At 70.1% G+C, this 26,326-nt stretch carries 23 protein-coding genes, 3 tRNA genes and 1 pseudogene; 17 read left to right on the top strand and 10 right to left on the bottom strand.

Annotated features, from left to right (window positions below):
- Positions 1–27 precede the first annotated feature (27 nt).
- From cpt to AC3IYI_RS12860, 3 genes are all read right to left on the bottom strand, one after another.
- Complete coding sequence (gene cpt, locus AC3IYI_RS12870; RefSeq protein WP_489410303.1) at positions 28–561, bottom strand: chloramphenicol phosphotransferase CPT; 534 nt, start codon at positions 559–561, stop codon at positions 28–30.
- A 105-nt stretch (positions 562–666) separates the two neighbouring features.
- Positions 667–1,641 carry a nucleotidyl transferase AbiEii/AbiGii toxin family protein gene (locus AC3IYI_RS12865; protein WP_489410302.1) on the bottom strand — a complete coding sequence of 325 codons (975 nt, stop codon included), beginning with the start codon at positions 1,639–1,641 and terminating at the stop codon, positions 667–669.
- On the bottom strand, positions 1,638–2,240 hold the full coding sequence (locus AC3IYI_RS12860) for a hypothetical protein (RefSeq protein WP_489410301.1): 603 nt from the start codon (positions 2,238–2,240) through the stop codon (positions 1,638–1,640). The genes AC3IYI_RS12865 and AC3IYI_RS12860 overlap by 4 nt, the downstream gene beginning before the upstream one ends.
- Before the next feature lie 112 nt (positions 2,241–2,352).
- Here AC3IYI_RS12860 and AC3IYI_RS12855 point away from each other — a divergent pair, with 112 nt between their 5' ends.
- Positions 2,353–3,510: an RNA polymerase sigma factor gene (locus tag AC3IYI_RS12855; RefSeq protein ID WP_489410300.1), complete on the top strand. Its 1,158-nt coding sequence runs from the start codon at positions 2,353–2,355 to the stop codon at positions 3,508–3,510.
- Between the two features lie 223 nt (positions 3,511–3,733).
- A complete protein-coding gene (locus AC3IYI_RS12850; RefSeq protein ID WP_489410299.1) occupies positions 3,734–5,707 on the top strand; it encodes a transposase in 1,974 nt (657 codons plus the stop codon).
- A 91-nt stretch (positions 5,708–5,798) separates the two neighbouring features.
- Here the strand turns inward: AC3IYI_RS12850 and AC3IYI_RS12845 are convergent, their stop codons facing one another.
- Together AC3IYI_RS12845 and AC3IYI_RS12840 are read right to left on the bottom strand one after the other, a co-directional pair.
- On the bottom strand, positions 5,799–7,724 hold the full coding sequence (locus tag AC3IYI_RS12845; protein ID WP_489410298.1) for an ABC transporter ATP-binding protein: 1,926 nt from the start codon (positions 7,722–7,724) through the stop codon (positions 5,799–5,801).
- Complete coding sequence (locus tag AC3IYI_RS12840) at positions 7,721–9,454, bottom strand: ABC transporter ATP-binding protein (protein WP_489410297.1); 1,734 nt, start codon at positions 9,452–9,454, stop codon at positions 7,721–7,723. Before AC3IYI_RS12840 ends, AC3IYI_RS12845 begins: the two co-directional genes overlap by 4 nt.
- 216 nt (positions 9,455–9,670) lie before the next feature.
- Between AC3IYI_RS12840 and AC3IYI_RS12835 the strand changes: the two genes are divergently transcribed.
- Positions 9,671–10,036: a cupin domain-containing protein gene (locus tag AC3IYI_RS12835; RefSeq protein WP_489410296.1), complete on the top strand. Its 366-nt coding sequence runs from the start codon at positions 9,671–9,673 to the stop codon at positions 10,034–10,036.
- A gap of 41 nt (positions 10,037–10,077) precedes the next feature.
- Here the strand turns inward: AC3IYI_RS12835 and AC3IYI_RS12830 are convergent, their stop codons facing one another.
- Together AC3IYI_RS12830 and AC3IYI_RS12825 are read right to left on the bottom strand one after the other, a co-directional pair.
- On the bottom strand, positions 10,078–11,517 hold the full coding sequence (locus AC3IYI_RS12830) for an FGGY family carbohydrate kinase (RefSeq protein ID WP_489410295.1): 1,440 nt from the start codon (positions 11,515–11,517) through the stop codon (positions 10,078–10,080).
- A 160-nt stretch (positions 11,518–11,677) separates the two neighbouring features.
- Entirely contained in the window at positions 11,678–11,986 is a 309-nt protein-coding gene (locus tag AC3IYI_RS12825) for a YtxH domain-containing protein (protein WP_489410294.1), read from the bottom strand.
- Between the two features lie 146 nt (positions 11,987–12,132).
- Here AC3IYI_RS12825 and AC3IYI_RS12820 point away from each other — a divergent pair.
- The 13 genes from AC3IYI_RS12820 to AC3IYI_RS12760 all read left to right on the top strand — a co-directional run bounded on the left by AC3IYI_RS12820 (position 12,133) and on the right by AC3IYI_RS12760 (position 21,648).
- Positions 12,133–12,205 (top strand) — tRNA-Asn (locus tag AC3IYI_RS12820).
- A 5-nt stretch (positions 12,206–12,210) separates the two neighbouring features.
- Positions 12,211–12,283: transfer RNA gene (locus AC3IYI_RS12815), tRNA-Asn, on the top strand.
- Between the two features lie 188 nt (positions 12,284–12,471).
- Positions 12,472–12,548: transfer RNA gene (locus AC3IYI_RS12810), tRNA-Ile, on the top strand.
- Between the two features lie 499 nt (positions 12,549–13,047).
- A complete protein-coding gene (locus AC3IYI_RS12805; protein ID WP_489410293.1) occupies positions 13,048–13,992 on the top strand; it encodes a hypothetical protein in 945 nt (314 codons plus the stop codon).
- A 41-nt stretch (positions 13,993–14,033) separates the two neighbouring features.
- The gene (locus tag AC3IYI_RS12800; protein WP_489410292.1) at positions 14,034–14,912 is read left to right on the top strand and encodes a diiron oxygenase; all 879 of its coding nucleotides are present in this window, start codon (positions 14,034–14,036) and stop codon (positions 14,910–14,912) included.
- Complete coding sequence (locus tag AC3IYI_RS12795) at positions 14,909–15,157, top strand: acyl carrier protein (RefSeq protein ID WP_489410291.1); 249 nt, start codon at positions 14,909–14,911, stop codon at positions 15,155–15,157. The genes AC3IYI_RS12800 and AC3IYI_RS12795 overlap by 4 nt, the downstream gene beginning before the upstream one ends.
- The gene (locus AC3IYI_RS12790) at positions 15,154–15,990 is read left to right on the top strand and encodes a class-II aminoacyl-tRNA synthetase family protein (protein ID WP_489410290.1); all 837 of its coding nucleotides are present in this window, start codon (positions 15,154–15,156) and stop codon (positions 15,988–15,990) included. Before AC3IYI_RS12795 ends, AC3IYI_RS12790 begins: the two co-directional genes overlap by 4 nt.
- Complete coding sequence (locus AC3IYI_RS12785) at positions 15,990–16,973, top strand: NAD(P)H-dependent flavin oxidoreductase (protein WP_489410289.1); 984 nt, start codon at positions 15,990–15,992, stop codon at positions 16,971–16,973. The genes AC3IYI_RS12790 and AC3IYI_RS12785 overlap by 1 nt, the downstream gene beginning before the upstream one ends.
- A 7-nt stretch (positions 16,974–16,980) precedes the next feature.
- Complete coding sequence (locus AC3IYI_RS12780; RefSeq protein ID WP_489410288.1) at positions 16,981–17,847, top strand: alpha/beta fold hydrolase; 867 nt, start codon at positions 16,981–16,983, stop codon at positions 17,845–17,847.
- On the top strand, positions 17,840–18,091 hold the full coding sequence (locus tag AC3IYI_RS12775; protein WP_489410287.1) for a phosphopantetheine-binding protein: 252 nt from the start codon (positions 17,840–17,842) through the stop codon (positions 18,089–18,091). The genes AC3IYI_RS12780 and AC3IYI_RS12775 overlap by 8 nt, the downstream gene beginning before the upstream one ends.
- An 80-nt stretch (positions 18,092–18,171) precedes the next feature.
- Positions 18,172–18,678: a 4'-phosphopantetheinyl transferase superfamily protein gene (locus AC3IYI_RS12770; RefSeq protein ID WP_489410286.1), complete on the top strand. Its 507-nt coding sequence runs from the start codon at positions 18,172–18,174 to the stop codon at positions 18,676–18,678.
- Positions 18,679–18,806: 128 nt separating this feature from the next.
- Positions 18,807–20,261 carry an NsdA family TPR-like regulatory protein gene (locus tag AC3IYI_RS12765; protein WP_489410285.1) on the top strand — a complete coding sequence of 485 codons (1,455 nt, stop codon included), beginning with the start codon at positions 18,807–18,809 and terminating at the stop codon, positions 20,259–20,261.
- 55 nt (positions 20,262–20,316) lie between these two features.
- Positions 20,317–21,648, top strand: coding sequence for a hypothetical protein (locus tag AC3IYI_RS12760; protein ID WP_489410284.1), 1,332 nt, complete (start codon positions 20,317–20,319; stop codon positions 21,646–21,648).
- 8 nt (positions 21,649–21,656) lie between these two features.
- On the opposite strand, the gene AC3IYI_RS12755 is transcribed toward AC3IYI_RS12760, so the two are convergent.
- Positions 21,657–23,147, bottom strand: coding sequence for an MFS transporter (locus tag AC3IYI_RS12755; RefSeq protein ID WP_489410283.1), 1,491 nt, complete (start codon positions 23,145–23,147; stop codon positions 21,657–21,659).
- Positions 23,148–23,249: 102 nt separating this feature from the next.
- On the opposite strand from AC3IYI_RS12755, the gene AC3IYI_RS12750 reads away from it, so the two are divergent.
- Positions 23,250–23,879: a TetR/AcrR family transcriptional regulator C-terminal domain-containing protein gene (locus tag AC3IYI_RS12750; protein WP_489410282.1), complete on the top strand. Its 630-nt coding sequence runs from the start codon at positions 23,250–23,252 to the stop codon at positions 23,877–23,879.
- Here the strand turns inward: AC3IYI_RS12750 and AC3IYI_RS12745 are convergent.
- Both AC3IYI_RS12745 and AC3IYI_RS12740 read right to left on the bottom strand, forming a co-directional pair.
- Positions 23,869–24,726, bottom strand: a pseudogene (locus tag AC3IYI_RS12745) (ent-pimara-9(11),15-diene synthase). The gene AC3IYI_RS12750 and the pseudogene AC3IYI_RS12745 sit on opposite strands and share 11 nt — an antisense overlap.
- Positions 24,727–24,794: 68 nt before the next feature.
- Positions 24,795–26,306 carry an ent-copalyl diphosphate synthase gene (locus AC3IYI_RS12740; protein WP_489410281.1) on the bottom strand — a complete coding sequence of 504 codons (1,512 nt, stop codon included), beginning with the start codon at positions 26,304–26,306 and terminating at the stop codon, positions 24,795–24,797.
- Positions 26,307–26,326 lie beyond the last annotated feature (20 nt).

The raw sequence follows: 26,326 nt of genomic DNA, 5'->3' as shown, positions 1-26,326 counted from the left end.
CCGGGCAGCCGGGATCCGATCCAGCGATCAGCTGACGCGGGCGGCGATGGTTCGCGCACAGACCAGGGACTCGGTATGCGTCGTGTCCACCTCCAGGTCATAGATCACGGCCTCGTGCACCACATCCGCCTGCGACGCGGCCATCCCCTGGATGCGATCTCCTCGTGCGACCTCACGGCCTGCGGCGACCGCACTCTCACACCTGACGCCGACCCACAGCACGGCCAGTCCGCCAAGAGCCTTCTGCCACCGCTGCTGGGACCCTGCTCCGCCGAGGAAGACGTCATCGATGATGACCCTGGCGCCTGCACGGGCCATCGCCACGACGCCGTCCATCCAGGCAGCCTCCAGCGCCCGGAAGTCCGCCCCGACGCTCACCCCGCCGTCCACCGCGAACACGATCCCTCCGTCCGACGCCCGCATCTTCGCGGGCAAAGCGTCGACGAACGAGTCGCACCCGAACGCCAGCCACGGATCCGGCAGTACTGACTGCAGACACCGTACGATCCCGGACTTCCCCGAGCCGGAACCACCGTTGAGAATGATCATCTGAATCGTCACCGCGCCACGGTAAGGCGCGTAACCCACGGCACGAAACAAATATCGGCACACACTGCTCTGCTGCCACAACCCGGTGAACGTTCCCGGTCAGAGCACTAGGGCCGTCTAGCCGTTCTCCGGAGCTCCGGCGAAGCAGGGCGCCAGCGCCGCCAGCAGGCGCCGGGCGTACTCCTCCTCCGAGCCGGGGAGGTGCGGGTACTCGGCCGTGAAGTGCTTCCACTCGTGGCCCACGTTCCCGTAAGCGGCGATGTCCTCCATGGTCACTCCCGGGTGCCGCAGCGGCTGCTCGGGTGCCAGCCGGAACACCCGGTCGAGCAGCGCGTAGGGCAGCGGATACCGCTCCGCCAGCAGCACGGCGTCGTAGAGGTCCTTCCCCTGGGGGTGGGAGTCGCTCAGCAGCCACAGCAGCTTCCAGGCCAGCGAGAGGGCGGGAGAGGCCGCCAGGACCACGGCGCCGCAGGCGAGTTCGACCCGCTCGGGCTCCTCGGGTAGCCGCTCGTTGAACACGAAGTCGAGCTGGACCTGCCCGGCCGGCAGCCCCGGCACCTGCCAGGGCAGCACCATCCGCGTTCCGGGCACCCGGTCGTACGTCCAGATGCCCTCGCAGACCGCCCCGGAGTCCTTGATCCCGGCCCGGCCGGCCGCGCCGGCGGCGATCTCCTCCAGCATCCGGGCCGTCCGCCCGTCGCCGATGTCCCAGCTCTGCGGTACGACCACGAAGTCCAGGTCGCCGGGCTCCCGCGCGGCGCCCCCGAACCAGTCCGCGAGCAGCACGCTGCCGCGCAGCACCAGCGAGTCCCCCCACGGGGAGTCCGACACCGCCAGGAGTACGGCGTCCAGCGCGGCCCGCCGTGCCGTCAGCCATGCGCGCGTCCGCGCCGGGTCGTCGAAGACCGGGTCGCCGGCCCGGTAGGCGTTCGGGTAGTGCTTCATCGACGGATCGAAGACGGACCGTTGGCGGACGTCCTCCCCGGCCACCGCCCCCAGCGTCAGGGGCAGGTCGCGGTCGCCGCGCGTCACGTCGTCCAGCGGCTCCCTCGGCAGCTCCTCGTTCCGCCAGCCGAACTCCTGCCAGGTCATGGCGCGTCCCCCTCCTCGATCCACCCGTCGTCCACCGACGGGTCGCTGTCGTACAGCACGAACTCCCGCTCCTCCGAGCAGATCTCGTACCCGGCCCCCGCCAGCGCGGCGACCAGCGCATCGCACGCCGCCCCCGCCCCCTGCGCCGTGCCCCGGAACCTTTGGGTCACGAAGCGTTCCTGCCGCCCCTCGGGCAGGACCCGGCGGGCGTTCCACGACACGTGCGCCGCGTGCGGGACCACGAGGGACTCCAAGGCGGCCCGGTCGTGGTCGGCGGGCAGCCGCAGCTTCACGTGGTGCTCGAAGTAGCCGCCGCCCGGCCCCGGGGGCTCCGTGGTCCACGGGACCGTCTCCACCTTGACCCGGACCGGGTCGAAGCCGGCCGCGCGCAGCCGGGGCACCAGCGCCTCGTGCCCGTCCCGGTCGGGCAGCGTCAGCATCGGCTGCGAGGCCATCCGGCCCCGGGCCAGCACGATGTGCGTCACCTTCAACTCCCGCTCCGCCGACCACGATTCGAGTCGTTCCAGCTCCGCCGGATGCGGGCAGCGGACGGTGACGTGGGTTTCGTACACGGACATGAGGACGATCATCTCGGACATGCGTCCGATCCGCATCGGGGTTCTGGTCCGGGGGTAACCATGGGTCACGCACCGGACCCAGAAAGTGGTCGCACGCCCCTCGTGGCAGCGATGTGTCGTACCCCACACTGAGGTGCGGTGCACCCGTCCTCGGAGCCCTGTGGAGGTCGCCCCCGTGCAGACCCAGAGCTTGACCGTCACCGTCAGCCCGCCCGCCGAAGTGCCCGCGGCCGATGAGCCCGAGCCCGAGGCCGGGGCCGACGCCATGCACGAGGAGGAGGCCGAGGAGGCCGAAGAGGCTGAGGAGTTGGAGGGCCCGGAGCTGCTGGAGAAGGTGCCTCCGCCGCGCAAGCGTCCGGCGGAAGGCTCCGGCGGAGCGGGACCGTCCGCCGACCTCTTCCGGCAGTACCTGCGCGAGATAGGCAGGATCCCGCTGCTCACCGCCGTCGAGGAGGTCGACCTCGCGCGGCGCGTGGAAGCGGGCCTGTTCGCGGAGGAGAAGCTCGGCAGCGGGGCCACGCTCGACCTGCAGCTCACGCTCGACCTGGACAAGCTCGTCGTCATGGGCCGGATGGCCAAACGCCGCCTCATCGAGTCGAACCTGCGGCTCGTCGTCTCCGTGGCCAAGCGCTACGTCGGCCGTGGACTGACCATGCTCGACCTGGTCCAGGAGGGGAACCTCGGACTGATCCGCGCCGTCGAGAAGTTCGACTACGCCCGCGGCTACAAGTTCTCCACCTACGCCACCTGGTGGATCCGCCAGGCCATGTCCCGTGCGCTGGCCGACCAGGCCCGCACCATCCGCGTCCCCGTCCACGTCGTGGAGCTGATCAACCGCGTCGTGCGCGTCCAGCGCCGCATGCTCCAGGAGCGGGGGTACGAACCCACGGCCGAAGAGGTCGCCGCCCACCTGGAGCTGACCCCCGAGCGGGTCCTGGAGGTGCTGCGCCTCGCGCAGGAGCCGGTCTCGCTGCACGCCCCCGTCGGCGAGGAGGACGATGTCGCGCTCGGCGACCTCATCGAGGACGGGGACGCCGCCTCCCCGGTCGAATCGGCCGCGTTCTTCCTGCTCCGCGAGCACCTCGAAGCGGTGCTCTCCACCCTCGGGGAGCGGGAGCGCAAGGTCGTCCAGCTCCGCTACGGGCTCGCTGACGGGCGGCCGCGCACCCTGGAGGAGATCGGGCGGATCTTCGGGGTGACCCGTGAGCGGATCCGCCAGATCGAGTCCAAGACCCTCAACAAGCTCCGCGACCACGCCTTCGCGGACCAGCTGCGCGGCTATCTCGACTGAGCACGAGAATCAGGTAAGGGCGTACGTGGACGGGTGCGGGGGAGCCGGCGCGGCTGCTGTTGCGGTCGCAGGCGTACTGGACGGTGATGGTGAGTCGCGCCCCTGCCTGTCGGGCGTCTTGACGTCCAGGAATCGTGAAGGCCGTGGATCCCTTTTCTGCCTTTATTGCCATAGCTCAACCACCCAACTATCGTCTCGTAGGGTAATTGAGAAGTGACGAGGGGTGATGGTCCTGCGGGCTGCCCAGGCGCAGCGGAAGTTCCGGGGCAAGAACAAGGCCCCGAGGTGGAAGAAGCCCGAGGACGGGCAGGTGTCGGTGATGGTGCTGCCTCTGTCCGTCACCGACCCCGCCGGTCTGGCCCGGCTGGAGAGGCTGTTCGGCTCCATGTGGTCGATCAAGCGGGCCGTCCAACGTGATGCCCGTGCCATGGTCGATGTCTACTGGACCGCGTTCCACGAGCGCGAGCAGCACGGAGCGAAGGCCGTACGGCAGCGCCTCGGCCTGTCCCGTGAGGCCCTGGAGCGGTGCGCGTACAAGCACCTCGAAGACTCCGGGCATCTCAAGCACCACGCCTCGAATGCTCTGGCCATGCACATGGCCGACGAGGTGTGGAACGGCGTGCAGCGTCACCTGTTCGCCGACGTCACCGGTAGGCGGCACGGCCGCCCGAAGACGGGCCGCTGGTACGACTTCACCCGCATCCCCGGCCGAGCCCGTTCCCACACCACCGAACGCAAGTGGGAGACCTTCCGCCTCGTCGGCACCCTCCACGGCCACACGATGGCCTATACCGGCGGCTGGCACACCCTTCAGCAGCCTCGCCGGATGGGAGTGCCGGCCGCGCCGTCCGGAGTCGTGCCCACCGGCAACGCCACCGCGTCGGGAAAGCCGGGCACCAGGAAGGCGACGTGGTGGGACTACACGGGCCCGCTCGTTGTGGCGTTCGCGGGTGGCTCCGACGGGAGCCGGGGCGACCTGGTGCTCCCGGTGCGGGTGCCGCAGCAGCCTGGCCAGTGGGCTCGCGTGGAGCACTTCCTTGCCAACCCCGGCCGCTGGCACAAGGTCGATCTCGTGCGGCGCCGGAAGGCGTCCGCGCCGGGCGGCTGGGTGTACGAGGCGCACCTGATGATCCTCGGCCCCGGCTACACCGCCCCCGCCGTACGGAAGATGCGAGAGCAGGCCGCAGCCCTGGACCGGATCGGCGGCGTGGACGGCAACGTCTCCAACCTCTCGATCATCTCCCTGCCGGCCAGCCTGGACCCCGCTGACGGTGCCCCGGCCTCCACCGAGATCACCCTCAGCCCCGAGGAACAGGCGCTGCTGAAGCGCGAGGTGAAGAAGCGGCGCGGCCGTGCGCGGGCGCTGGAGCGCTCCCGCCGGGCGACGAACACCGCGCAGTACGGCCTGTCGAAGAAGCAGGCCCGACTTGCCGAGCGCCGGGCCGCCAAGGGCCTCACGCCGAAGGCCGTCAGCGTGCCCGGCGGTGCCCGTGCCGCCCGCGTCGATGGGGTGCCGAAGCAGGCGTTCCGCCGCGACCGGCTGTCGGTGAACTACCGGGAGCAGCGCGTCCGCCAAGCCGAGCACGCCGCCTCGATGGCGGAGCACCGCCGTTTCCGCGCCCGTCAGGTCGCCCGCGAGATCATCGCCGCCCACGGCCCCGTGCTCGTGGTCGAGGACTGTGACATCCGCGCCTGGTACCGGTTGTGGGGCAAGTGCCTCTCACAGACCACCCCCGGCCTGCTCATCGCCGCACTTGACCGCGAGTGCCAGGCCGCAGGCGGCCGACTCGTACGGGTCTCCACCTGGTCCACCGCACTGTCTACGGGTCTCCACCTGGTCCACCGCACTGTCACAGCACTGCCTGTGCGGCGAGAGGGTCTCCAAGTTGCTGCGGGACCGCGAGCACAAGTGCATCGCCTGCGGCCTCACCGGAAAGCGGGACCTCGTATCCGCCGCCCTGGCCTCCTTCGTCCGATTTCACGACGTGGACGACCCCAAGACCGCGTACCTGGACACGACCGCGTCCCGGCACGCACAGATCATCTTCTCCGAAGGGCTGGAAGAAGCCCTGCGGGAGTCAACCACACTGTGCCAGACCACCCCTCGGGGTGCTGGTCGCGTGGCAGTCCCACGGCAACGCCGTGGGACCTCTGCTCCCCGAACCGCCGGACGGCGGTCCCGAGCGACCCCGGATGAGCCACGCCCCAAGCGTGACCACGCCGGAAAGCCCGGACACCGCCCCGGCCGCAGTCCGCAGCTCACCCTCTGGTGAATTGCGGATCAAGTCTTAGTCGACCTCGGCCACCGCCTGCGCGAACTGCGCCGCGTACAGCCGCGCGTACGCGCCGCCCGAGAGCAGCAGTTCCTCGTGGGTGCCCTGTTCCACGATCGAGCCGCTCTCCATGACCAGGATCAGGTCGGCGTCGCGGATCGTGGACAGCCGGTGTGCGATCACGAAGGACGTCCGGCCGTGCGCGAGGCGCGCCATCGCCTTCTGGATCAGGACCTCGGTGCGGGTGTCCACCGAGCTGGTGGCTTCGTCGAGGACCAGGATCACCGGGTCGGACAGGAACGCCCGCGCGATGGTGATCAGCTGCTTCTCGCCCGCGCTGACGCCGGCGCCCTCGTCGTCCAGGACCGTGTCGTAGCCCTCGGGCAGGGTGCGGACGAACCGGTCGGCGTGGGCCGCCCGGGCGGCGTCCTCGACCTCGGCGCGGGTGACCTCGCGGGTGGCTCCGTAGGCGATGTTCTCCGCGATGGTGCCGCCGAACAGCCAGGTGTCCTGGAGCACCATGCCGATGCCGCCGCGCAGTTCCTCGCGGGTCATCTTCGCGATGTCCGCGCCGTCGAGGGCGATCTCCCCGCCGGTGACCTCGTAGAACCGCATCAGGAGGTTGACCAGGGTGGTCTTGCCGGCGCCGGTGGGGCCGACGATCGCGACCGTCTGTCCGGGGTCGACGCTCAGCGAGAGGTTCTCGATCAGCGGCTTGTCGGGCTCGTAGCGGAAGGCGACCTTGTCGAAGGTGACCTGGCCGCGCAGGTTCTCCGGACGCTCCGGAACCTCCGCGTCGGCTTCCTGCTCCGGCGCGTCCAGCAGCTCGTAGACCCGCTCCGCGGAGGCGACGCCGGACTGCACCAGGTTCGCCATGGAGGCGACCTGGGTGAGCGGCATCGAGAACTGGCGCGTGTACTGGATGAAGGCCTGGACGTCGCCGATCGACAGGGTGCCCGAGGCCACCCGCAGACCGCCGACGACCGCGACGAGCACGTAGTTGATGTTCGAGATGAACAGCATCACCGGCTGCATGATCCCGCTGACCAGCTGAGCCTTGAAGGAGGCCCGGTACAGCGCCTCGTTCTGCTCGGCGAACAGGGCCGCGGACTCCTTCTGCCGGCCGAAGACCTTGACCAGCGTGTGGCCCGAGTACATCTCCTCGACGTGCGCGTTCAGGGCGCCCGTGGTCTTCCACTGCGCCACGAACTGCGGCTGCGACTTCTTGCCGATCTTCGCGGCCACGTACGCGGACACCGGGATGGTCACCAGCGCGACCAGTGCCAGCACCCACGAGATCCAGAACATCATCGCCAGCACGCCGACGATCGTCAGGATCGAGTTGAGCAGCTGACCCATCGTCTGCTGGATCGTCTGCCCGATGTTGTCGATGTCGTTCGTGGCCCGGCTGAGGACCTCGCCGCGCTTCTGCTGGTCGAAGTACGACAGCGGCAGCCGCGACAGCTTCGCCTGGAGCTCCTCGCGCATCCGGTAGACGGCCGCGTTCATGATGTGGTTCGACAGCCGCGTGGCGACCAGCATCAACAGACCGGCGAGCGTGAAGACGAGCAGCGCCCACAGCGCCACCGACCCGACCGCGCCGAAGTCGATGCCCTTGCCCGGGGTGAAGTCGGTGCCGGACAGCATGTCCGCCATCCCGCCCTCGCCCCTGGCGCGCAGACCGTCCAGCGCCTGCTGCTTGCTGAGGCCCTTCTCCATGTTCCGGCCGACGATCCCCGCGAACACCAGGTCGGTGGCCTCGCCGAGTATCTTCGGCCCGGTCACCGACGCGGCGACGCTGCCGACGACCGCGAGGATCATGCCCCACAGCTTGGCCCGGTCGCGCGCCAGCGCGGCCAGCAGCCGCTTGCCCGAGCCCTTGAAGTCCATGGACCGCGTCGTCGGCGGTCCCATCATCATCCGTCCTCCGGGCCCGCTCACGCCGCCTCCGCTTCCGTCAGCTGGGAGAGCACGATCTCCCGGTAGGTCTCATTGCCGGCCATCAGCTCGTGGTGGCGCCCCTCGCCCACCACCTGCCCCTCGTCGAGGACGATGATCCGGTCCGCGTCGCGGATCGTGGAGACCCGCTGGGCGACGATGACCACGGTCGCCTCCTCGGTCTCCCGGGCGAGCGCGGAGCGCAGCGCGGCGTCCGTGGCGTAGTCCAGGGCCGAGAAGGAGTCGTCGAACAGGTAGATCTCCGGGCGCTGCACGAGCGTGCGCGCGATCGCGAGCCGCTGGCGCTGGCCGCCGGAGACGTTGGTTCCGCCCTGGGTGACCGGCGCGTCGAGCCCGCCCTCAAGCTCGGACACGAAGTCCTTGGCCTGCGCGACATCCAGCGCGTGCCAGAGCTCCTCGTCGGTGGCGTCGGGGCGCCCGTAGCGCAGGTTGCTGGCGACCGTCCCGGAGAAGAGGTACGGCTTCTGCGGCACCATGCCGACCGTCCTGGCGAGCAGGCCCGGGTCGAGGCGCCGTACGTCCTCGCCGTCCACGAGCACGTCGCCGCCGGTCGCGTCGAACAGCCGGGGGATCAGCCCCAGCAGCGTGGACTTGCCGCTGCCGGTGGAGCCGATCACCGCGGTGGTCTCGCCGGGGCGGGCCACCAGGTCGACGCCGCGCAGCACGGGGGCCTCGGCGCCCGGGTAGCGGAAGTCGGCGCCGCGCAGCTCCAGGCGGCCGCGGCTGCGCAGCTCGCGGACCGGGTCGGTGGGCGGGACCACGCTGGAGTCGGTGTCCAGGACCTCCTGGACGCGCTCGGCGCAGACCTCGGCGCGCGGCACCATCATGAACATGAAGGTGGCCATCATCACGGACATGACGATCTGCATCAGGTAGGCGAGGAAGGCCGTCAGCTGGCCGATCTCCATACTGCCGGCGTCGATGCGCATCGCGCCGAACCAGACGACGGCGACGCTGGAGATGTTCACGACCACGATCACGGTCGGGAACATCAGCGCGAGCAGCTTGCCGGCCGCCAGCGAGACGCCGGTGAGGTCGGCGTTGGCCTCGCGGAAGCGCTCCTTCTCGTAGTCGTCGCGGATGAAGGCGCGGATCACCCGGTTGCCGGTGATCTGCTCGCGCAGGACCCGGTTGACCGTGTCCAGACGCGTCTGCATCGCACGGAACAGCGGGCGGGTCTTCAGCACGATCGCGCCGACCGCCAGGCCGAGGATCGGGACCACCGCGAGCAGCACGCCCGACAGCTTCACGTCCAGCGAGAGCGCCATGAAGATGCCGCCGACGCACATGATCGGCGCGGAGACCATCAGGGTGAAGGTCATCAGCACGAGCATCTGGATCTGCTGCACGTCGTTCGTCGTACGGGTGATCAGCGAGGGGGCGCCGAAGTGGCCGAGCTCGCGCGCGGAGAAGCTCTGCACGCGGTCGAAGACGCCGGCCCGGAGGTCCCGGCCGAAGGCCGCGGCGGTGCGGGCCCCGTGGTAGACGGCGCCGACGTTGCAGACGAGCTGGACCAGCGAGACGCCGAGCATCAGCGCGCCGAAACGCAGGATGTAGCCCGTGTCGCCGTTGACGACACCGTTGTCAATGATGTCGGCGTTCAGCGTGGGCAGGTAGAGGCTCGCGCTGGTCTGCAGCAGTTGCAGCAGGACCAGCACGGCGATCGGTTTCCGGTACGGACCGAGGTGGGTCCGCAGAAGTCGTATGAGCACGCGCAGGCTCCGGTCGGCATGATCGAGGGGGTTCAGTCCATCTTCTGCCAACGGGGGGCCGGAACCCACCGGTTTTCGTAAAGGCCGGTCAAAAGGAGTAGGCACCCTCCCCCTCGAGTCCTGGGCCGCGGGCCCCGCCGGCCGCGCCGACCGCGGGCGCCGGGAGGAGCATGGGAGACGGGGGAACTCTCGGGACGGAACGGCCGTGGAGGAACCATGACGGGAACCACACGGGAGCAGACGCCCATCGCCTTCGAGGGCAACGGTGCCGAGCTGCGCCTGCAGGAGATCGGCGGGGGCTTCACCGTCGCGTTCGGACGCTTCGACAAGGGTGTGGACATGACCCCGGCGTTCAAGGGGCTGCCGGACGACCTGTGCACGTGCCCGCACTTCGCCTACGTGCTCAAGGGCAAGCTCCAGATGCACACGAAGGACGGCGACAAGGTCTACTCGGCCGGGGAGGCCTGCTACTGGGCGCCGGGACACGCTCCGGTTGCCCTCGAGGACACCGAGTACCTCGACTTCTCGCCGACCGAGGAGTTCCAGCGGGTGGTCGACCACGTGAAGGCGCAGCTGGGCTGACGTCCGGCGCCGGCCCCGGAACGCCCCGGGGTCTAGGGCGTCTAGAACGCCCCCGGGTGGATCTGGTCCCGGGTCGCGATGTACTGCTGGCGCGCGCCCTGCCAGGCCGCGTACTCCTCATCCGGCTCGAACAGCTGCGCCGCGGGCGCCGGCCACACCGGCGGGGTGTTCGGGGCCGCGCTGCCCTGCGCCACGCCGAGCGCCCACGCGGCCTGCCGGGCCGCGCCCAGCGCCGCGTAGTCGGCCGGCGCCGGTACCAGGACCTGGGTGCCGAACAGCCCCGGCGCGAAGGCCTGTACGGCCGGCAGCTCGGCGGCGGCGCCGAGCAGGAACACCCGGCGGATCTCCACGCCGCGGCTGCGCAGCACGTCGAGCGCGTCCACCAGCCCGCACAGCATGCCCTCGAAGGCGGCCCGCGCGAGGTGCTCCGGCTTCATGGAGTCCCGGCGCAGCCCCGACAGCGTCCCGGCGCTGTGCGGCAGGTTCGGTGTCCGCTCACCCTCCAGGTACGGCAGGAGTACGAGTCCGTGCGCGCCCGGGGTCGACTTCAGGGCGAGCTCGCTCAGCCCCTCCAGATCGGTGCCCAGCAGCTCTGCGGTGCCGCGCAGGGCGCGTACGGCGTTCAGGGTGTTCACCACCGGCAGGTGCAGCCCGGTGGCGTCGGCGAGAGAGGTGATCAGCCCGCCCGGCTCCGACAGTGCCTCGTGGTGCACCGCCATCACCGATCCGGACGCGCCCAGCGAGACCACGGCGTCGCCGGGTCCCATGCCCAGTCCGAGCGCGGCCGCCATGGTCTCGCCGGTGCCGGCGGAGATCAGCAGCCCCTCGGGGGTGGTCCCGGCGGCTTCGGCCGGGCCGAGCACCTCGGGCAGCAGCGCGCGGTGCCCCAGCGCGAGCTCGACCAGGTCGGGTCGGTAGGCGCCGGCGGCCGCCGACCAGTAGCCGGTGCCGGAGGCGCCGCCGCGGTCGGTGGTCCGCCGGGCCGGGCGGCCCAGCAGCTGCCACACCAGCCAGTCGTGCGGGGACATCAGCACGGCCACCCGCCGGGCCGCCTCGGGCTCGGTACGGGCCAGCCAGGCGAGCTTCGCCACGGGCTGCGCCGCGTGGGGGACGGAGCCGACGGCCTCGGCCCAGGCCTGCCGGCCTCCGAAGGACTCGATCAGCTCGGCGGCGGCGACCTGGCCGCGCTTGTCGTTGCCGATCAGGGCGGGACGGACGAGGCCGCCCTGCGCGTCCAGCGGCAGCAGCCCGTGCTGCTGCGCGGAGACCCCGATGGCCTGCACCCCTTCGAGGAGCCCGCCGCCGGCGGCCTCCCCGAGCGAGAGCAGCCAGGCCTGTGGATCGGTTTCGTGCGGCACCGCCTCGCCGGTGGGCTGCGGATGCGGGGCGTACCCCTGGCGCAGCACGGCGCCCGTCTCAGTGTCACAGACGACGATGCGTGTGAACGCGGAAGAGCTGTCCAGCCCGGCGACTATCCCCATGCGGAGAATTCTGCCGCACGCGGGGGCGGACTCGACCGCCCCGGCGTGCCCGGGACCGGCCCGTCCCCTCTGTGGGGCCGGGCGGGACCCCGGGCACGCGACCGGGCGGGACCCCGGCGCGGGGCCCGCGCGGGAGGATCCGCACTCCGGGGCGGGTCGGTCAGGTGTTGCTGGTGCCCCAGTCGTCCTCGGCCGCGCCACCGCCGCCGACCCGTGCCCGCAAGCCCCGTACCCGTCCGGCCAGGGCGTCCGGCACCGCGTCGCCCACCTTGTCGCTCACCGCGGCGAAGGCCTTGCAGGCGTACTCCCGGCCCGTCTGACCAGCGCTCTCGGCGGCGTTGCGGACCGCGGGGTTCTGCGCGAACTCCCGCGCGGACTTCTTCAACTGTTCATACCGCTCGCGTCCGGCCCGGGTCCCGAGCACGTACCCGAGGGCCAGCCCGACCGCGAACGTGACCTTGTACCGCATGCCTGTCACCCTTCGTCGTGTGGTGCCCGGCCCGCTGGCGATACCGATTGGCGGAGCACCCCCCTGCTTGCGCTAATCTATGACTCGCAACGGGCGCTCGCCCCCCGGCCAAGGCCGGAGGTGGGCTGTTCGGTGCAACGCAGCAATCCCCTGTAGCTCAATTGGCAGAGCAGCCGACTGTTAATCGGCAGGTTACTGGTTCGAGTCCAGTCGGGGGAGCGCGGTCCCCTGTAGCTCAATTGGCAGAGCAGCCGACTGTTAATCGGCAGGTTACTGGTTCGAGTCCAGTCGGGGGAGCAAGAAGGAACGAGGGCCCCTGGTGGGTCCTCTTTCTTTTTTCTGCCCTCCGCGCGCAACCGGGCAGGGCCCTGCGCGGTCTCTCTGGGCAGGCGAAGCCGATCATGCGAGGCATCCGAGGCAGGAGATCGTATGAGCGGCTATGCTGCGGCAGACGGCGCGCACACATGTACGCGCCACGCCGTGAAGGGGCGGTAGCTCAGCCGGTTAGAGCAGCGGACTCATAATCCGTCGGCCGTGGGTTCGAGTCCCACCCGCCCCACCACGCACCACATGCGCAGAAACGATCTGACCAGGTGTCTCACTGGTCGCGCGAGTCAATACAGTGATCCTGGCGGCCCCGAGGGGCCGCTTTTCGCGTTCCAGGGGACACCCGGGGGCCACGACGGCGATGCGTGCGCCGACCGGCACGCCGTCATCGGAGCGGGCCTGGAGGCTGCCGCCGGGCCGTACGCCCGCCCACCCCATGGCCCGCGAGCCGGAGCCGGAGCCGGAGCCGGCGGAGGTCGGCGGCGGAGGTCGGCGTCCGCTTCGGCGGCCCGCGCGTCGGCTGCATCTTCGAACAGAAGCCTTTGAGTTTCGGATATGGGAAATCCATAGGGGGTCGTGGAGAAACAATCTGTCGTGCGGGATCCCAGGTCGGTATTGTCAGGCTGTCCGCAGATTTACCGTGACCTCGCGTCTTTGATGACGGGCGCCGAGCCGTCGGTGCGGTCGTTCTGTCTGGGGGATAGACTGTGTCGCGTCAAAATGCAACCGAAAATGTGGCCTGGGAAAAGGTGGCGAACTCCATCGAGTTCGTTCCGGCCGAGTATTCCAGCAAGACCCAACCGGAATCCGTTGCCCAGGAAATGCTGCGCTGCGAACCGGTGGAGATCGACAGACTCGTAGACGCGGGCCTTCCGGCCGAGCTCCGATCCGGGGTGCGCTATTTCGATGCCAACGATCTGTACAACCTCGGCATGTACTCGAACAGCGCGAGGACGCAGCCGGAACTCACGTTCCGCCTGCTCTTCCGGTTCGCTCAGCGGCCGGTGGACGATCTGCTGCGTGCCAAGGCATGGGATTTCCGGGTCCGGCTGGAATGTCCCGGCTGCCCGGAGGCGGCTCCATGGCGTCTGGAAGAACCGGATGTCCTCCGGTTCGGAGGAAGCGTCGCCGGTGTGAAGGCGCCGGCGGCGAGCCGGGGGTCGGCGCAGTACGCGGCCACGGTGACGACGACCGGCGCGCGGACTCCCGTGGTCTCGCCCGTGCTGCGACGGCTGACCCGTGCGTACCTGGACGCCGGCTACCGCTGGCAGATGATCCCCGTCCCCCTGCAGGCGCACCCGGAGAAGGTGCACGCCATGGGCGCCACGAGCTGCATCGCGGCGAGTCTGTCCCTGGCCGAGAGCTTCCGCGAGGCCGGGTACCGGGCCGAGGCGAAACGAGGCTGGTTCTGCGGAGTGCTGGGCGGCGCCCTCGACCTGCCGCACGCGTGCGTGGAGGTCGAGGACGACGACGGTGTGGTCAAGACCGTCGACATCGCCAAGGCCCAGCTGGCCGCCCGGCTCTCGCCCGACACGAAGGAATTCCAGGAGCTGTGCCTCGGATCGATCTATAACAAGGTCATTCCGTCCACGGCCTCCGGAAATGCGCCCTTCGGCTACCACGACTGCGGTGCGCAGCTGCCGATCCAGGTGCACACGGACATCCAGGCAGTGCGTTGAAAACGGAATCCAGAGTCACCCTACGGGGAAGATGAGAACACATGGCTGTACGAGAAATTGAGCCGATCTCACTGGACCTGGATCGGCTCGAGCAAATGGCCGAATCCAGCTACTACAATCCGTACACGATTTTCGACTGGCCCGAGGCGATCGAGCCCGGAAAGCCGTGGATGAGCGAGAGTCTGACCACGCTGGCGGGCACGCCGATGTGGGACGAACTGAGCCGTGATCAGCAGCTCGCGCTGACCAAATACGAGGCCATCAACTTCTTCAGCCTCAACATCCACGGCATCCGCGAGCTGATGAGCGACGTGGTGATGCGTATCCATGAGCGCGCCTATGCGGACGTCTCGGAGTTCCTGCATCACTTCATCGGCGAAGAAAACGAGCACATGTGGTTCTTCGCGCGGTTCTGCCTGCGCTACGGCGGCAAGCTGTATCCGGCGCAGCCGACCCTGCAGGCCGATTCGGTGGCACACCTCTCCACGGTGGCCCGTGAGGCGATCATCTTCGCGCGCATCCTGATCTTCGAGGAGATCGTCGACTACTTCAACGCGTACATGGCGACCGACCAGTCGCTGCCGCACATCGCCCGCGAGATCAACCGGGTGCACCACCAGGACGAGAGCAGGCACGTCGCATTCGGCCGGATGGTCTTCACCGACCTGCTCGGCCAGGTGGCCAAGCGCGATCCGGCCGAGGTGCCGGCGGTCGCCGCGTACCTCGAGAACTATCTGCAGTACAGCATCGCCACCCTCTACAACCCCGCCGCCTACCGTGACGCGGGCATCCCGGACGCGCTGGCGCTGCGGCGTCGTGCGCTCGAGCACCCCGCCCGGGTGGAGGCGCACGAGCAGATCCTGAAGCGGACGAGGAAGTTCCTGACCAAGGCGGGCGCGGGAAAGGAACTGATCACATGACGGCCGATCCGATGCAGGACGTCCGGGACTTCATCCTGCGCCGCAACCCGAAGATCGGCGAGCTGGCTCCCCAGATGGACCTGATCGACAGCCGGGCCATCAACTCGCTGGCCTTCGTCGAGTTCATCTTCCTGCTGGAGGAGCTGACCGGCGAGGCGATCGATCCCGAAGACCTGGACCTGGACGACTTCCGCAGTCTCCACGCGATCGAAGCCCGATTCTTCAAGCAGAAGGCAGCGCAATGACCACGACGACCGACAACGGCTTGAGAGTCCTCGACGGTGGCCAACTGCGGTTGCTGCGGGCGATCGACGCGGTGTTCCTGCGCATGGCCCAGACCTGGCAGGCCCCGGAGTTCAGGTTCCCGTTCCTGATCGGGTGCCAGGACCTCGACACCTTCGACTACTTCGACAACTTCCCCCATCTGGGACTGGCGGCCACCCGGCTGGATCCGAAGCGCCTGGGCACCCTGCTGGCCGATACGTCCCGGCCGCTGGACCGGATTCCGGCCGAGGTGATGGAGCCGACCGCGTTCGCGCTGCCGTCGGCGGCCTGCTACGCGATCTACCTCGATCTGGCCGGTTCCGAGCTGCCCGCGGACGGGACGATGCGGACCACGCTCGGAACGTGCTTCCGCAACGAGGACCACTACGACGGTCTGCAGCGGCTCCTCGGCTTCTCCATGCGGGAGATCGTCTTCATCGGACCCGAGGACGGGGCGAAGCAGCACCTGCTCCGGGCCAAGGAAGCCGTGACGGCCCTGTGCGCCGAGCTCGGGCTGGACTTCCGACTCGAGGTCGCCACCGATCCGTTCTTCGACAAGAACGGCGGCAAGGCCAAGATGCAGCGCCTCTTCCCGGTCAAGGAGGAGTTCGTCGTCAACGGCCTGGCGATCGGCTCGGTGAACTACCACCGGAACTTCTTCGGCGAGCGGTGCTCGATCCAGGCCGGCGATGACATCGCGCACACCAGCTGCCTCGCCTTCGGCCTGGAGCGCTGGGTGCACGCCTTGACGGAGCGGTTCGGCAGCACCGAGGCCGCCCTGTCCGCCCTGACCGCGATGGAGACCCTGGGCTGATGCGACACACGCTGGCCGGGGTGCTCGGAATCGAAGTGAGCCTGCTTCAGTCGGGCATGGGGGGTGTCGCGGGGCCGGAGCTGGCGTGCGCGGTGTCCAACGCCGGCGCGGCAGGCTGCGTGGGCGGCTACAAACTGGTCGGCGACGCGCTGTCGGCCGTGCTCCACCGGCTGACGGCGGGGACCGACCGGCCTGTCGGCGTGAACCTGATTCCGGAGGTGGTCGGGCCGCAAGAGCTGGACCGGCAGCTGACGCAGGTGCTCGACGAGACGCCCCGGCACGTGTACCTGTCCCTGTTCGGCATGCCGCAGGACGCCGTGTTCGATCGGATCACCGCGGCGGGACGGCACGTCGTCGTCCAGGTCGGGACCGTCGAGGACGGCGTGCGAGCCGCCGAACGGGGCTCCGTGGTGGTGGCGCAGGGCGTCGAGGCGGGCGGCCATCTCCTGGGCGAATCGAGCCGGGACGCCATGGTCACCGCGCTGCGCGAAGAACTGCCGGAGGCCTGCATCGTCGCCGCGGGCGGAATCGGATCGCCGGCCCAGGCCGGCAGGGCCCTCGCGGCCGGCGCCGATGGCGTGCTGCTCGGTACCGCCTTCGTCGTCGCGCACGAATCGCAGGCCCACCCCTACTTCAAGGGAGCCGTGAGCACCGCCGACGAGACCGACACGGTCATCAGCGATGCCTACGAGATCGGGTGGCCGGGCCGGCGGCACCGCGTCCTGGAGACGGCCGCCACCCGCGACGTGAAGCAGGCCAAGAAATTCATCGGCCGGACCGTGGTCGAAGGAAAGACGTACCTGATACCGCGGTTCAGCGCCGCGGCACCGACCGAGGCGACCACCGGCCGGATCGAGGAAATGGCGATGTACTGCGGCTTGTCCTGCGGCGCCATTTCCGGTGGGCAGCCGGCGGCCGAAATCGTCGCCGAGTTCGCCCGCATCCTTCGCGGCATCGAGATCTTCGAAACAGGAACAGGATAGAGATTCCATGTCAATCATCGAGAACATGTCCCGGCTGGATCTGTCATACCGCGACGACGCGCCGCGGATTCGCACCAGGGAGGGCGTGGAACTCTACTGCGAGTCCCGCGGTGAAGGCACCGCCATCATCCCCCTCAGCAACCTCGTGGCGACCGCTCCGATCTGGCGGGGGTTCACCGAGGAGCTCGCGCAACACCACCGTGTCCTGGTCTACGACCTGTGCAACCACGGAGCCTCCTCGCGGGTAGAGAAGGAGCCGACCTGGGAAGAGCACGCCGCGGATCTGATAGCGATGCTCGATGCGCTGGAGATCGAGTCGACGTACCTGATCGGCTCGTCGACCACCACGGTCTTCGCCCGGGACATGGCCCTGTGGCACCCGGACCGCGTCAAGGGCCTGGTGCTGTCGGGCCCGGTCTTCGGACCGCAGGGCATGCGGCGCCAGAAGCAGCTGCAGCGGAACTGGCTGAGGACCCTGGAAAGCCACGGCCTCGCGGCGGTGTTCGACCACCTCTACCCCGAGATGTTCAGCTCGGAAATGAACCAGGCACTCGGTACCCCCGGCTACCTGGGTCTGCGGGAGGCCTTCATGGCGGTCTCCGACCCCGAGGAACTGGCCCAGAGCTTCAGGAGCGCGGCGAACGACAACCACAGCCCCGATCTGCCGCCCCGCATCGCCGCACCCACGCTGGTCGTCGTGGGCGACGACGACATCCTGCTGAGCCCGACGGGTGCCAGGGAGCTGGCCGACCAGTTCCAGGACGGTACCTGCCGGATCATGCCGAAGGCCGGGCACCAGCCCTTCTTCGACGACGCCGGAGCCTTCCAGGAGATCATCCTGGAATTCATCAAGGACGTGGAATCGCGTGTCTGACACGGCACTCGAGGTCCGGCAGCGCATCCGGGGGCTGCTCATCGACCTGTTCGGCAACGACCGTCTCGTCGGCAACGTGTCGGACGCCGAGTCCCTCCGGCAGGCCGGAATGTCCTCCACCGCGTTGGTCAGCCTGCTGGTGGCGATGGAGGACGCGTTCGGCTTTGAATGGGACGAGGACGTCCGTCCCGAGGCGCTGCGCTCGATCGGGTCGCTGGCCGACCACGTCGTTTCCCTCTCTTGACCAAGGCGCACGCGGCGGCCGCCGGACCGGGGGTTCCCGCCGGCGCCGCCGCAGCGGGCGTGTGGACCGGATGGTGCCCGGTGCGCGAGCCGTTCGGGCCGCACCAGCAGTTCACGGCGGGCCGCCGGGCGGCCGCGGCGGCGCTGGCGGCGGCCGGGGCAGCCGATCGGACCGTGCCCCGTGATCCCGACGGCCGGCCGCGCTTCCCGCGAGGATTCCCCGGTTCGATCGCCCACACCGACCGTCTGGCGGTCGCGGCGGTGGTGCCCGGTGCCGCGGCGGTCGGTGTGGACATCGAAAGCGCGGCCATCAGCCCTCGCGTGGCCAGATTCGTCCTGCGCGGGGAGGAGCGGCTGAGCCTGCTGCCGCCCACCGGGAAATACACTCCGCGGGAGCTGTTCGCCGCCAAGGAAGCGGCATTCAAAGCCCTGTGCGGCATGGGGACCCCGGACGATTTCCTGTTCTGGCGGATCGAACTCAGCCCGTCCGACGGCGCTCTGACCGCGTCCTACCGCGGAGTGTCGGTCACGGTGTGGATCAACTCCGACGAAGACCTTTCGCTCGCCCTGGCCATTTCGCCCGGGTGAGTTCTCCGCACCTCACGATCACGGGTGAAGCCATCACTTATTTCCGCATCAACTAGATCGGCAGCCTCCGAATCCGCCAACGGAAGGCTCGGGAAATACGCGGCGATCGTGGGGGGCTGGAGCGCGTCATGACGAAGCCAAAGGTGCCGAACAGGCTATTGCGGGGCCTGCTGGCCGAGGCGGGCTGGACCGAGGACTTCCTCGCCCGGCAGGTCAACGCGGTGGCCGCCGAGTCCGGCGTGATGATGCGGCTGGACCGGCGGTCGGTGACGCACTGGCTCGCCGGCCGGCGTCCCAGACCGCCGGTGCCCGAGCTGATCGCCGAGGCGATCTCCCGCGGGCTGCGCCGTTCGGTCGGTCTCGCCGACATGGGTCTGGGCGGGCCGGCCGCCGAGCCGGCCGTCCGCGAGGAGTGGGATCCGAGACGTCGTTCCCCTGCGGCGGCAGAGGGGCCCGCGGACGCCGACGTCCAGCCCCCGGACGTCGCCCGGCTGCTGACCGGCCTGGCCCAGTTCGGCGAAGGCCGGCGCCGGACGCTGTCCGCCACCGCCTACCGCGTGGCCGCTCTCGCGGTGCCCGAGTGGGCGCAGGCCGCGGCCCGTTCGACCGGCCTGCAGCCTTGGCCGGACGCGTCGTGTGCGCAGCGGCTGGAGCCGGGCCAGGTGGCCGCGGCCGAGCAGATGACACGGTTGTTCTCCGACCTCGACGACTCCTTCGGGGGAGGCCACGCGCGGGCGGAGCTGTCCTGTTATCTCGCCTTCGACATCGCGCCCAGGCTGCGTGCCGCCGGGACTCCGGCGCTGAGGCGCAGGCTCTTCACCGCCGCCACGCAGCTCACCTACCTGGCCGCGTTCATGTGCTTCGACGACGGTTGCCACGGGCTGGGGCAGCGCTATTACCGGGCCGCTCTGATGCTGGCCGGCGAGAACAACGACCCGGCCGGATACGCCGTCACGCTGCGGAGCCTGTCGGTTCAGGCGCAGAGCCTGGGCCACCACCAGCACGCCGTCGACCTCGCCGAATCCGCGGCGAGGATCAGCAAGGGCGCCACGGGCCCGGCCCGCCAGGCGTTCTTCCTGGGACAGGTCGCGGTCGCGGCCGCCGCCGCGGGGAACCGGCAGCACGCACTGACCACGCTCTCGGCCGCGGAGCGGCGCCTGGACCAGGCCTGCTCCCAGACGGTGCAGGACCCGGCGGCGCAGGGCAGTACCGCCATGGGCAGGTACCACCCCGCGTCGCTGGCGAACCAGGAGGCCGCTGTCCGGGCGCTGCTCGGTGACAGGAAGGGGGCGATCGCCACGCTCACCGAAGCCGCCCGCCACCGTCCCCAGCAGGAGCGGCGCTCCCGCGCCCTCGTCCATGCCCGCCTGGCCGGGTTGCACCTGGATCAGGGCGATCTCGACCAGGCCGTCACCATCTGGCACGCCTTCCTCGACGACTCCGCCTTCCTGACGTGCGGGCGCGCCACCACCGCGATGAACGCCCTGCGATCCCGGCTCCATCCGCAGCGCACCCACCATGCCGTCAGGCAGCTTCTGGTCCGCACCGCCGGCACCTGGACTCCGGACCGGGTGGCCTCGTGAGTGCCGACGCCAGCCAGTTCAGCCCAGTCAGTTCAGCCACGTGAGGTGAGTGATCATGAATCGTACGATGCGGGTGGAACGGCTTTCCGTGAGCGGGGTCCGGCCGGGGGAGATCCTGGTGGCCTCCGCGATGACCCATCCCGAGCGGGGGACGGTCATCTCGCCGGCGGCGCCGCTGCTGGCCGCGGCGCTGGGACGCGGCGAACCCGATCCGGGCCGGCGGCGGGTCCGTATCCATCCGGTGGACGGGACGGCAGGGGTCCGCGGCACCGGCGGCGCGGTGCTCGTGATGGCCTCCTACCTCGACCTGAACGGCCGGGCCGTCGGCCTGGGCGCAGCCGCGCACGCGGGTGATCGCGAAGCGGTGGACGTGTGCGCGGACCTCATCGCGCAGTGGGCCGGGCTGCTGCGGTCGCGCCGCCTGCTGGTGGCGGAAGCCGATCCCGACTGTGCGGGCGCCCGGGCGGGTATCGAGGCCACCCTCCGGGCGGCCCGCGACGTGCCGCCGGAGGTGCCGGTGCAGGTGTACGGCCGGCCCGTCGCCACGGTCGGCCGGATCGCGCAGCTCACCGCGGCCGGTGTCACGATCACCGATGATCTGGACGCCGTACCGGACACGGGAGTGGTGGTGTTCCCGCCGCACGGGGTGCCCTTGCCGGTGCGGGCGGAAGCAGCCGCACGCGGGCTCACGCTGGTGGACACGACCTGCCCCCTCGCCACCCTGACGCACCGCGATGTCGAGGCGTACGCCCACCGCGGCGACACGGTGGTGCTGATCGCCGGGGCCCGCGACACCGCGGCGGAGCAGGTGTCGGTCTCGCAGGCGCCGGAATCGGTGATGACGATGCGCAATGCCGCACAGGTGTCCGATCTCCAGGAGTCCGGGGCCGACCCGGACAGGCTTTCCCTCGTGGTGCAGACCGGGGTCTGCGTGGACGACGCGGCTGCGGTGATCACTGCCCTGCGCGAGCGCTTCCCGCGGGTGCGCGGGCAGCATTACGACGCGCTCTGCTACGCCGCCACCGACCGGGCCGCGGCCGTCCGCACGGTCGCCGAGAGCTGCGACCTCACGCTGGTCCTCGGGGCCGCCGACGACCCGGACGCCGAACACATGCAGGCGGAGGCCGTCGCGGGCGGCCGGACCGTCCGCCGCCTGGCGGCTGCGGGCGACGTCGCAGCCGCCTGGCTGACCGATGTGAACACGATCGGCGTGGTGCCCGCCCGGTCGGCCCCCGAGGAGCTGATGACCCAGGTGCTCGGCACCCTGGCGGGCCTGGGACCGCTGTCCGTGGCGACCCGGCAGGTGCGGACCGGCCTTCGCCCGGGACGGGCGGGCTCGGCACTCGCTGACCCCGCCCTGCCGGGCGGGGCCGTCGTCGACGTGTGACATCCGGTTCATGACGCTGCGTTCGCCGACCGTTCTTCGCTGACCGGTTCGTCGGCCTCCGGCCTGGGTGCCTTGATGTTCGGCAGGGCCAGCGCGATCAGGGCGGCGGCGACCATGACGCCCGCGCAGATCAGGAACGCGATGCGGTACCCGTGGACGAGCGCCTCGATGGGAGGGGAGTCGCCGACGGCGTTGGTGGTCACGGTGGCGGCGATGGTGGTGAGCACGGCGAGGCCCACGGCCCCGCCGACTTGCCGGGAGGTGTTGAGCAACCCGGAGGCGGCGCCGGCGTCCTTGGGATCGACGTCGGAGGTGCCGGTGAGGGTGATCGACAGGAGCAGGAAGCCCAGGCCGACCCCGACCACCAGGGTGGGCCCGAGGATGTGGGCCAGGAAGACCGGGGGACGGGCGGGCACTCCGGTCAGCCAGGCCATGCCGGCTGCCACGATGAGCGCGCCGACGATGATCAAGTTGCGGGGGCCGAAGACGAGGACGAGCTTGCGGGAGGCGAAGCCGCCGACGATGACGATGAGGGTCACCGGCACCATGGCCATGCCGGTCCGCAAGGCGCTGTAACCGATGGCCTGTTGCAGGTACAGGGAGATGAAGAAGAAGGACGCGTTCAGGACCACCCCCAGCAGGAGCATGACCAGGTTTCCGAGCGCCAGGGTGCGCAGCCGGAACAGGGTCCGCGGGATGAGCGGCTGGGAGCTGGTGATCTGGACGGCCACGAAGCACGCGATGAGGACCGCGGCCGCGCCAAGGGCGATCAGGACCTTCGACGACCCCCACCCGTCGGCGGACGCCTGCGAGAGCCCGTAGGTGAGCGCCCCGATCCCCAGCGTCACGCTGAGGGTGCCGGGAAGATCGAGCCGGACCTGCTTGGAGCCGACACGGGCGGGGAGCAGGCACCAGAGGGCCGCGGCGAACAGTGCGATGCCGGGGGGGATGTTGATGAACAGCACCCACCGCCAGTTCAGTTCGCTGGTGAGCACGCCACCGAGGAGGACTCCGGCGGTGCCGGCGAACGCGATGGTGATGCTCCACAGGGACAGGGCGCGCTGCCGCTGGGTTTCGTCGGTGTGACTCGTGACGATGAGGCTCAGGCTGGTGGGCGTGAGCGCGGCGGCACCGATGCCCTGGATGAACCGGGACACGATCAGCATGGCCGGATCGGTGGCCAGGCCGCCTACCAGGCTGGCGGCGGTGAAGACGATCATGCCGAACAGGAACACTCGCTTGTGGCCGAACAGGTCACCCGCTCTGGCGGCCAGAAGCAGGAAACCGCCGAGGGTGACCAGATAGCCGGTGACGACCCACTGCTGCTCGCTGACCGACATGTCCAGGGCGTCGTGCATCTGCGGCAGGGCCAGCGTGACGATCGTCGTGTCGAGCACGACCATGAAGAGCGCCACGCAGGAAATGGCCACCACGACGCCGAGCGGCAGGTTCGGTCGAAGGACCGCGGGGGTGGGTGGTGAGGCTGGTAATTCGGACATTGTGCGCCTCCTGGTGAACGACGTTCACCGTGAACGCCGTTTACTGTGAACAGCGTTTACGTTAGCTATATGATTCGGGGGTTGTCAACGATGGAGCGACGCATGCTGCTGCGAAAGGCCGACGTGGTCGACGGGGCCCTGAGGTTCCTCGACACCGACGGGCTCGAAGGTCTGACGATGCGCAAGCTGGGTGCTGCGCTCAACGTGCACGGAGGTGCCCTCTACCGGCACTTCCCGAACAAAGCCGCCCTGCTCGAGGCGATGGCCAACAAGCTCACCGAGGGGGTCGGAGCCCCGCTGCCCGAGGCTCCCTGGCGCGACCAGATCTACGTCCTGGGCCAGCGGTTCCGGACGGCCATGCTCTCGCACCGCGACGGCGCGCGGCTGGTGAGCGGCACCCACGCCACCGGCGCCAACTCCGTCACGGCCGGCAGCCTCGTCGTCGACGTTCTCTGCAGAGCCGGCCTGGCCCCCGCGCAGGCCGGCTCGCTGGCCTTCTCCCTCTACTACTACGTCCTCGGCCACACCATCGACGAGCAGAACCAAGCCCACTCGCCGGCCGAGGAGTGGGAGGGCCGCGGCGACCAGCTGGCGAACGTGCTGTCGCCTCAATACGCCGAGGCCATCGGCTCCCTGATGAAGACCGATCCGGCGGAACGGTTCGCCTATGGACTGAACACCTTCATCGAGGGCGTCGCCAGCCGGATCCCGCCGGCGCCCGCTACCCGGTGAGGTCGCGGTCCGACCCCCATCCGCGGAAGTCGGCGCCGCTGTAGAACGTGACCGACCAATCGAGCAGGCGGAGTAGTTCGACGGCGGGCGCGACCCCGGCGGTGACCAGCGGGTTCAGCTGATCCTGCGCCGTGCGGGCATGCCGGGCGAGTTCGCTGTGCACCCACTCGGGTGAGGCGTCGTACATCAGGATGTTGTTCTGGCCGGGCTCGGCCCGTTCCCGCTCGAAGGTGGCCAGGTCGTTGGAGAGGCGGACGGCGACCTCGATCGCCTCGAGGGCGCTGTCGAGGACGGGCAGGCTGTCGAGGATTTCGTCCCGATCGCTGGTCGCCCAGCGCGGGAAGTGGGTCATCCATGCGTTGGAGCTGGCGGCGTAGGTCAGGTACTCCTCCGGATCGGAAGGGCCCTCTCCACGGTCCCTGGCGCGTCCGGCGGTCCAGTCGTACCGCTCACCGCGCAGGGCCTCGGCGAACCTGTCGGCCCACAGGCCGGCCAGCCGCGGGTAGAGCGGAGCGCGCTCCAACGCGGACTGCCAGCCGGACAACGAGGCCAGCAGGGGGTGGCTGTCGTCCCGGCCGCCGCTCTGGACGACCGCGTTGCAGCGACCGAACAGGTCGTCGAGTTCGTCGAGGCTCCGGACGTTCTGCTCGACGTGGTCGTCCAGGGCGTAGGCCCACACGTACATGCGAGCCGACAGCCGCAGTTCGTCCGCGCCGCGCCACGGACTGATCGCCGCGGCGGAGATCGCCAGGGCTTCGATGGGCGTGGCTTCGAGGACCTGCGGGTGCTGCGTCGCCCAGGACCGCAGGTCGGCCAGGATGCGCAGTGCCAGCACGCTGACCGGCACACATTGCGCCGCGGAGGGAAAAGAGAGGTCGCTCAGGGGCTCGGGCTGGGGCAGGGGCAGGGGCTGGGTCACGGCCGTCCTCCGTCGTGGACCTCGGCCAGGTGGCGTGTCGCGGCCAAGGTGGCGAGTATCTCGGCGCGGATGACCCGGACCGGCGTGTACAGGTCCTTGTCGTGCCACAGCGGCGGATTATCGCCGCCGTCCTCGACATGGCCCGACAGGAACGCCCGACCGTCGCGGATCGCATGGACGACCGGCCGGTCGGGGGCGGCGCGGTGATTCAGTATCTGAAGGGCGTAGGCGGTCTCCTCGCCGGTGCCCTCCCACCGCCCCCACGACCCGTCGGCGTGCTGTGTCGAGAGCACCCAGCGGATGGCGTTGTCCAGGGCGGCGGATGCCTGCGGCCCGTCCAGGCGGGCAACGGCGGCAGCGCCGCAGGCGGTCGCGTAGTAGGCGGAAGCGTGCCACTTGTCGGTCCAGTAACCGGTCGGGTGCTGCTGCTCGATGAGCCAGCCGCCCACCCGCTCCGCGGCGAGGTCGCAGCGCCGGTCGCCCTGTCCGCGGCGGTCCGCCAACGCCACGAGGATGTGCGCGTTCGTCGAGGTGGAAGGGGTTCGTTCTTCGAGGAAGCACTTGAAGTAGAGGCCGGTGTCGTATTCCCACAGGCAATCGACCGATTCCGGCTTCCCGAGGAGCGCGAGGGCGTGCAGGGCGGCCGACGTGTCGTCGGAGTCGGACGGAAGACCCGGGCCGGCGGCGAGGCCGTTCGCCTGCAGAGCGGTCCGCAGGGTGTCCGCGACCCGGGCGGGGATCCCCACGTCCAGGCTGGCGCCGCACAGCGCCGTCGTCACCCAGGCATGCTCGAAATAGGTGATCGAGGTGATCCCCGAGACCGGGCCTCCATGACGTGCCTGGGTTCGGTGCAGATAGTCCAGGGACGCTTTCGTGGCGTCCGCATGAGGGGGATCGCCCAGCCAGGCGGCGGTCGCCGCAGGAGAGGCGCCCACCGCCCCGCCCACCGGTATCACCGTGCGGGACCGGACGGCCGGGGCGCCGAGGGCTTCCAGCGAGTGCCAGGTCTTCTCCGGGATGCCGGCGTGATCGCGCAGGAGCGTGCGGATCCGGTTCAGCGTTCCCGTGTCGGCCTGGAGGTCCAGCCGGCCGGGCACATCGCCCCGGCCGGCCGTCCGGGTGAGCCGCTGGTCGATCTGTTCGACCAGCCAGGGCACCAGGAGCTCCACGGCGATGGTGTCCGGCAGCCGGACGTCCCGGGGGAACCGGCCGGCCAGCGCGGCCAGCCCCGATTCCACGGCCTTGGCGACCCGCTGCGCGTCATGCGTCCCCGCGAGGGACAGCAGGGCGTCGACGGCGCTGAGCGTGGGCAGCAGCCCGTAAGCCCCGGGCCCGCCCCAGGTTCCGTCCTTGTGCTGGTCCGACAGCAGGAACTCCACGCGCTGTTGGTGGCCGTCCAGCCAGGATGCGGACGCCACCAGCCGCGCGGTCTCGTAGACCGATGGTGAGGTGAGTCCGTAGGGATCGGCGATCATCTCATCGACGATGTCCTGAGCCGATGCGCGCATGGCTGCAAGGGAGGTCACGT

Source organism: Streptomyces sp. GL_148, assembly GCF_057834205.1.
This window is presented reverse-complemented; position numbering and strand designations above follow the sequence as displayed.

What these genes read in the sequence shown, in the direction of transcription:
- AC3IYI_RS12835 (WP_489410296.1), top strand. Translation starts at nt 9,671, where the DNA reads ATGACGGGAACCACACGGGAGCAGACGCCCATCGCCTTCGAGGGCAAC.
- AC3IYI_RS12825 (WP_489410294.1), bottom strand. Translation starts at nt 11,986, where the DNA reads ATGCGGTACAAGGTCACGTTCGCGGTCGGGCTGGCCCTCGGGTACGTG.
- AC3IYI_RS12830 (WP_489410295.1), bottom strand. Translation starts at nt 11,517, where the DNA reads ATGGGGATAGTCGCCGGGCTGGACAGCTCTTCCGCGTTCACACGCATC.
- AC3IYI_RS12865 (WP_489410302.1), bottom strand. Translation starts at nt 1,641, where the DNA reads ATGACCTGGCAGGAGTTCGGCTGGCGGAACGAGGAGCTGCCGAGGGAG.
- AC3IYI_RS12755 (WP_489410283.1), bottom strand. Translation starts at nt 23,147, where the DNA reads ATGTCCGAATTACCAGCCTCACCACCCACCCCCGCGGTCCTTCGACCG.
- AC3IYI_RS12750 (WP_489410282.1), top strand. Translation starts at nt 23,250, where the DNA reads ATGCTGCTGCGAAAGGCCGACGTGGTCGACGGGGCCCTGAGGTTCCTC.
- AC3IYI_RS12785 (WP_489410289.1), top strand. Translation starts at nt 15,990, where the DNA reads ATGCGACACACGCTGGCCGGGGTGCTCGGAATCGAAGTGAGCCTGCTT.
- AC3IYI_RS12760 (WP_489410284.1), top strand. Translation starts at nt 20,317, where the DNA reads ATGAATCGTACGATGCGGGTGGAACGGCTTTCCGTGAGCGGGGTCCGG.
- AC3IYI_RS12765 (WP_489410285.1), top strand. Translation starts at nt 18,807, where the DNA reads ATGACGAAGCCAAAGGTGCCGAACAGGCTATTGCGGGGCCTGCTGGCC.
- AC3IYI_RS12790 (WP_489410290.1), top strand. Translation starts at nt 15,154, where the DNA reads ATGACCACGACGACCGACAACGGCTTGAGAGTCCTCGACGGTGGCCAA.
- AC3IYI_RS12740 (WP_489410281.1), bottom strand. Translation starts at nt 26,306, where the DNA reads ATGCGCGCATCGGCTCAGGACATCGTCGATGAGATGATCGCCGATCCC.
- AC3IYI_RS12795 (WP_489410291.1), top strand. Translation starts at nt 14,909, where the DNA reads ATGACGGCCGATCCGATGCAGGACGTCCGGGACTTCATCCTGCGCCGC.
- AC3IYI_RS12780 (WP_489410288.1), top strand. Translation starts at nt 16,981, where the DNA reads ATGTCAATCATCGAGAACATGTCCCGGCTGGATCTGTCATACCGCGAC.
- AC3IYI_RS12800 (WP_489410292.1), top strand. Translation starts at nt 14,034, where the DNA reads ATGGCTGTACGAGAAATTGAGCCGATCTCACTGGACCTGGATCGGCTC.
- AC3IYI_RS12860 (WP_489410301.1), bottom strand. Translation starts at nt 2,240, where the DNA reads ATGTCCGAGATGATCGTCCTCATGTCCGTGTACGAAACCCACGTCACC.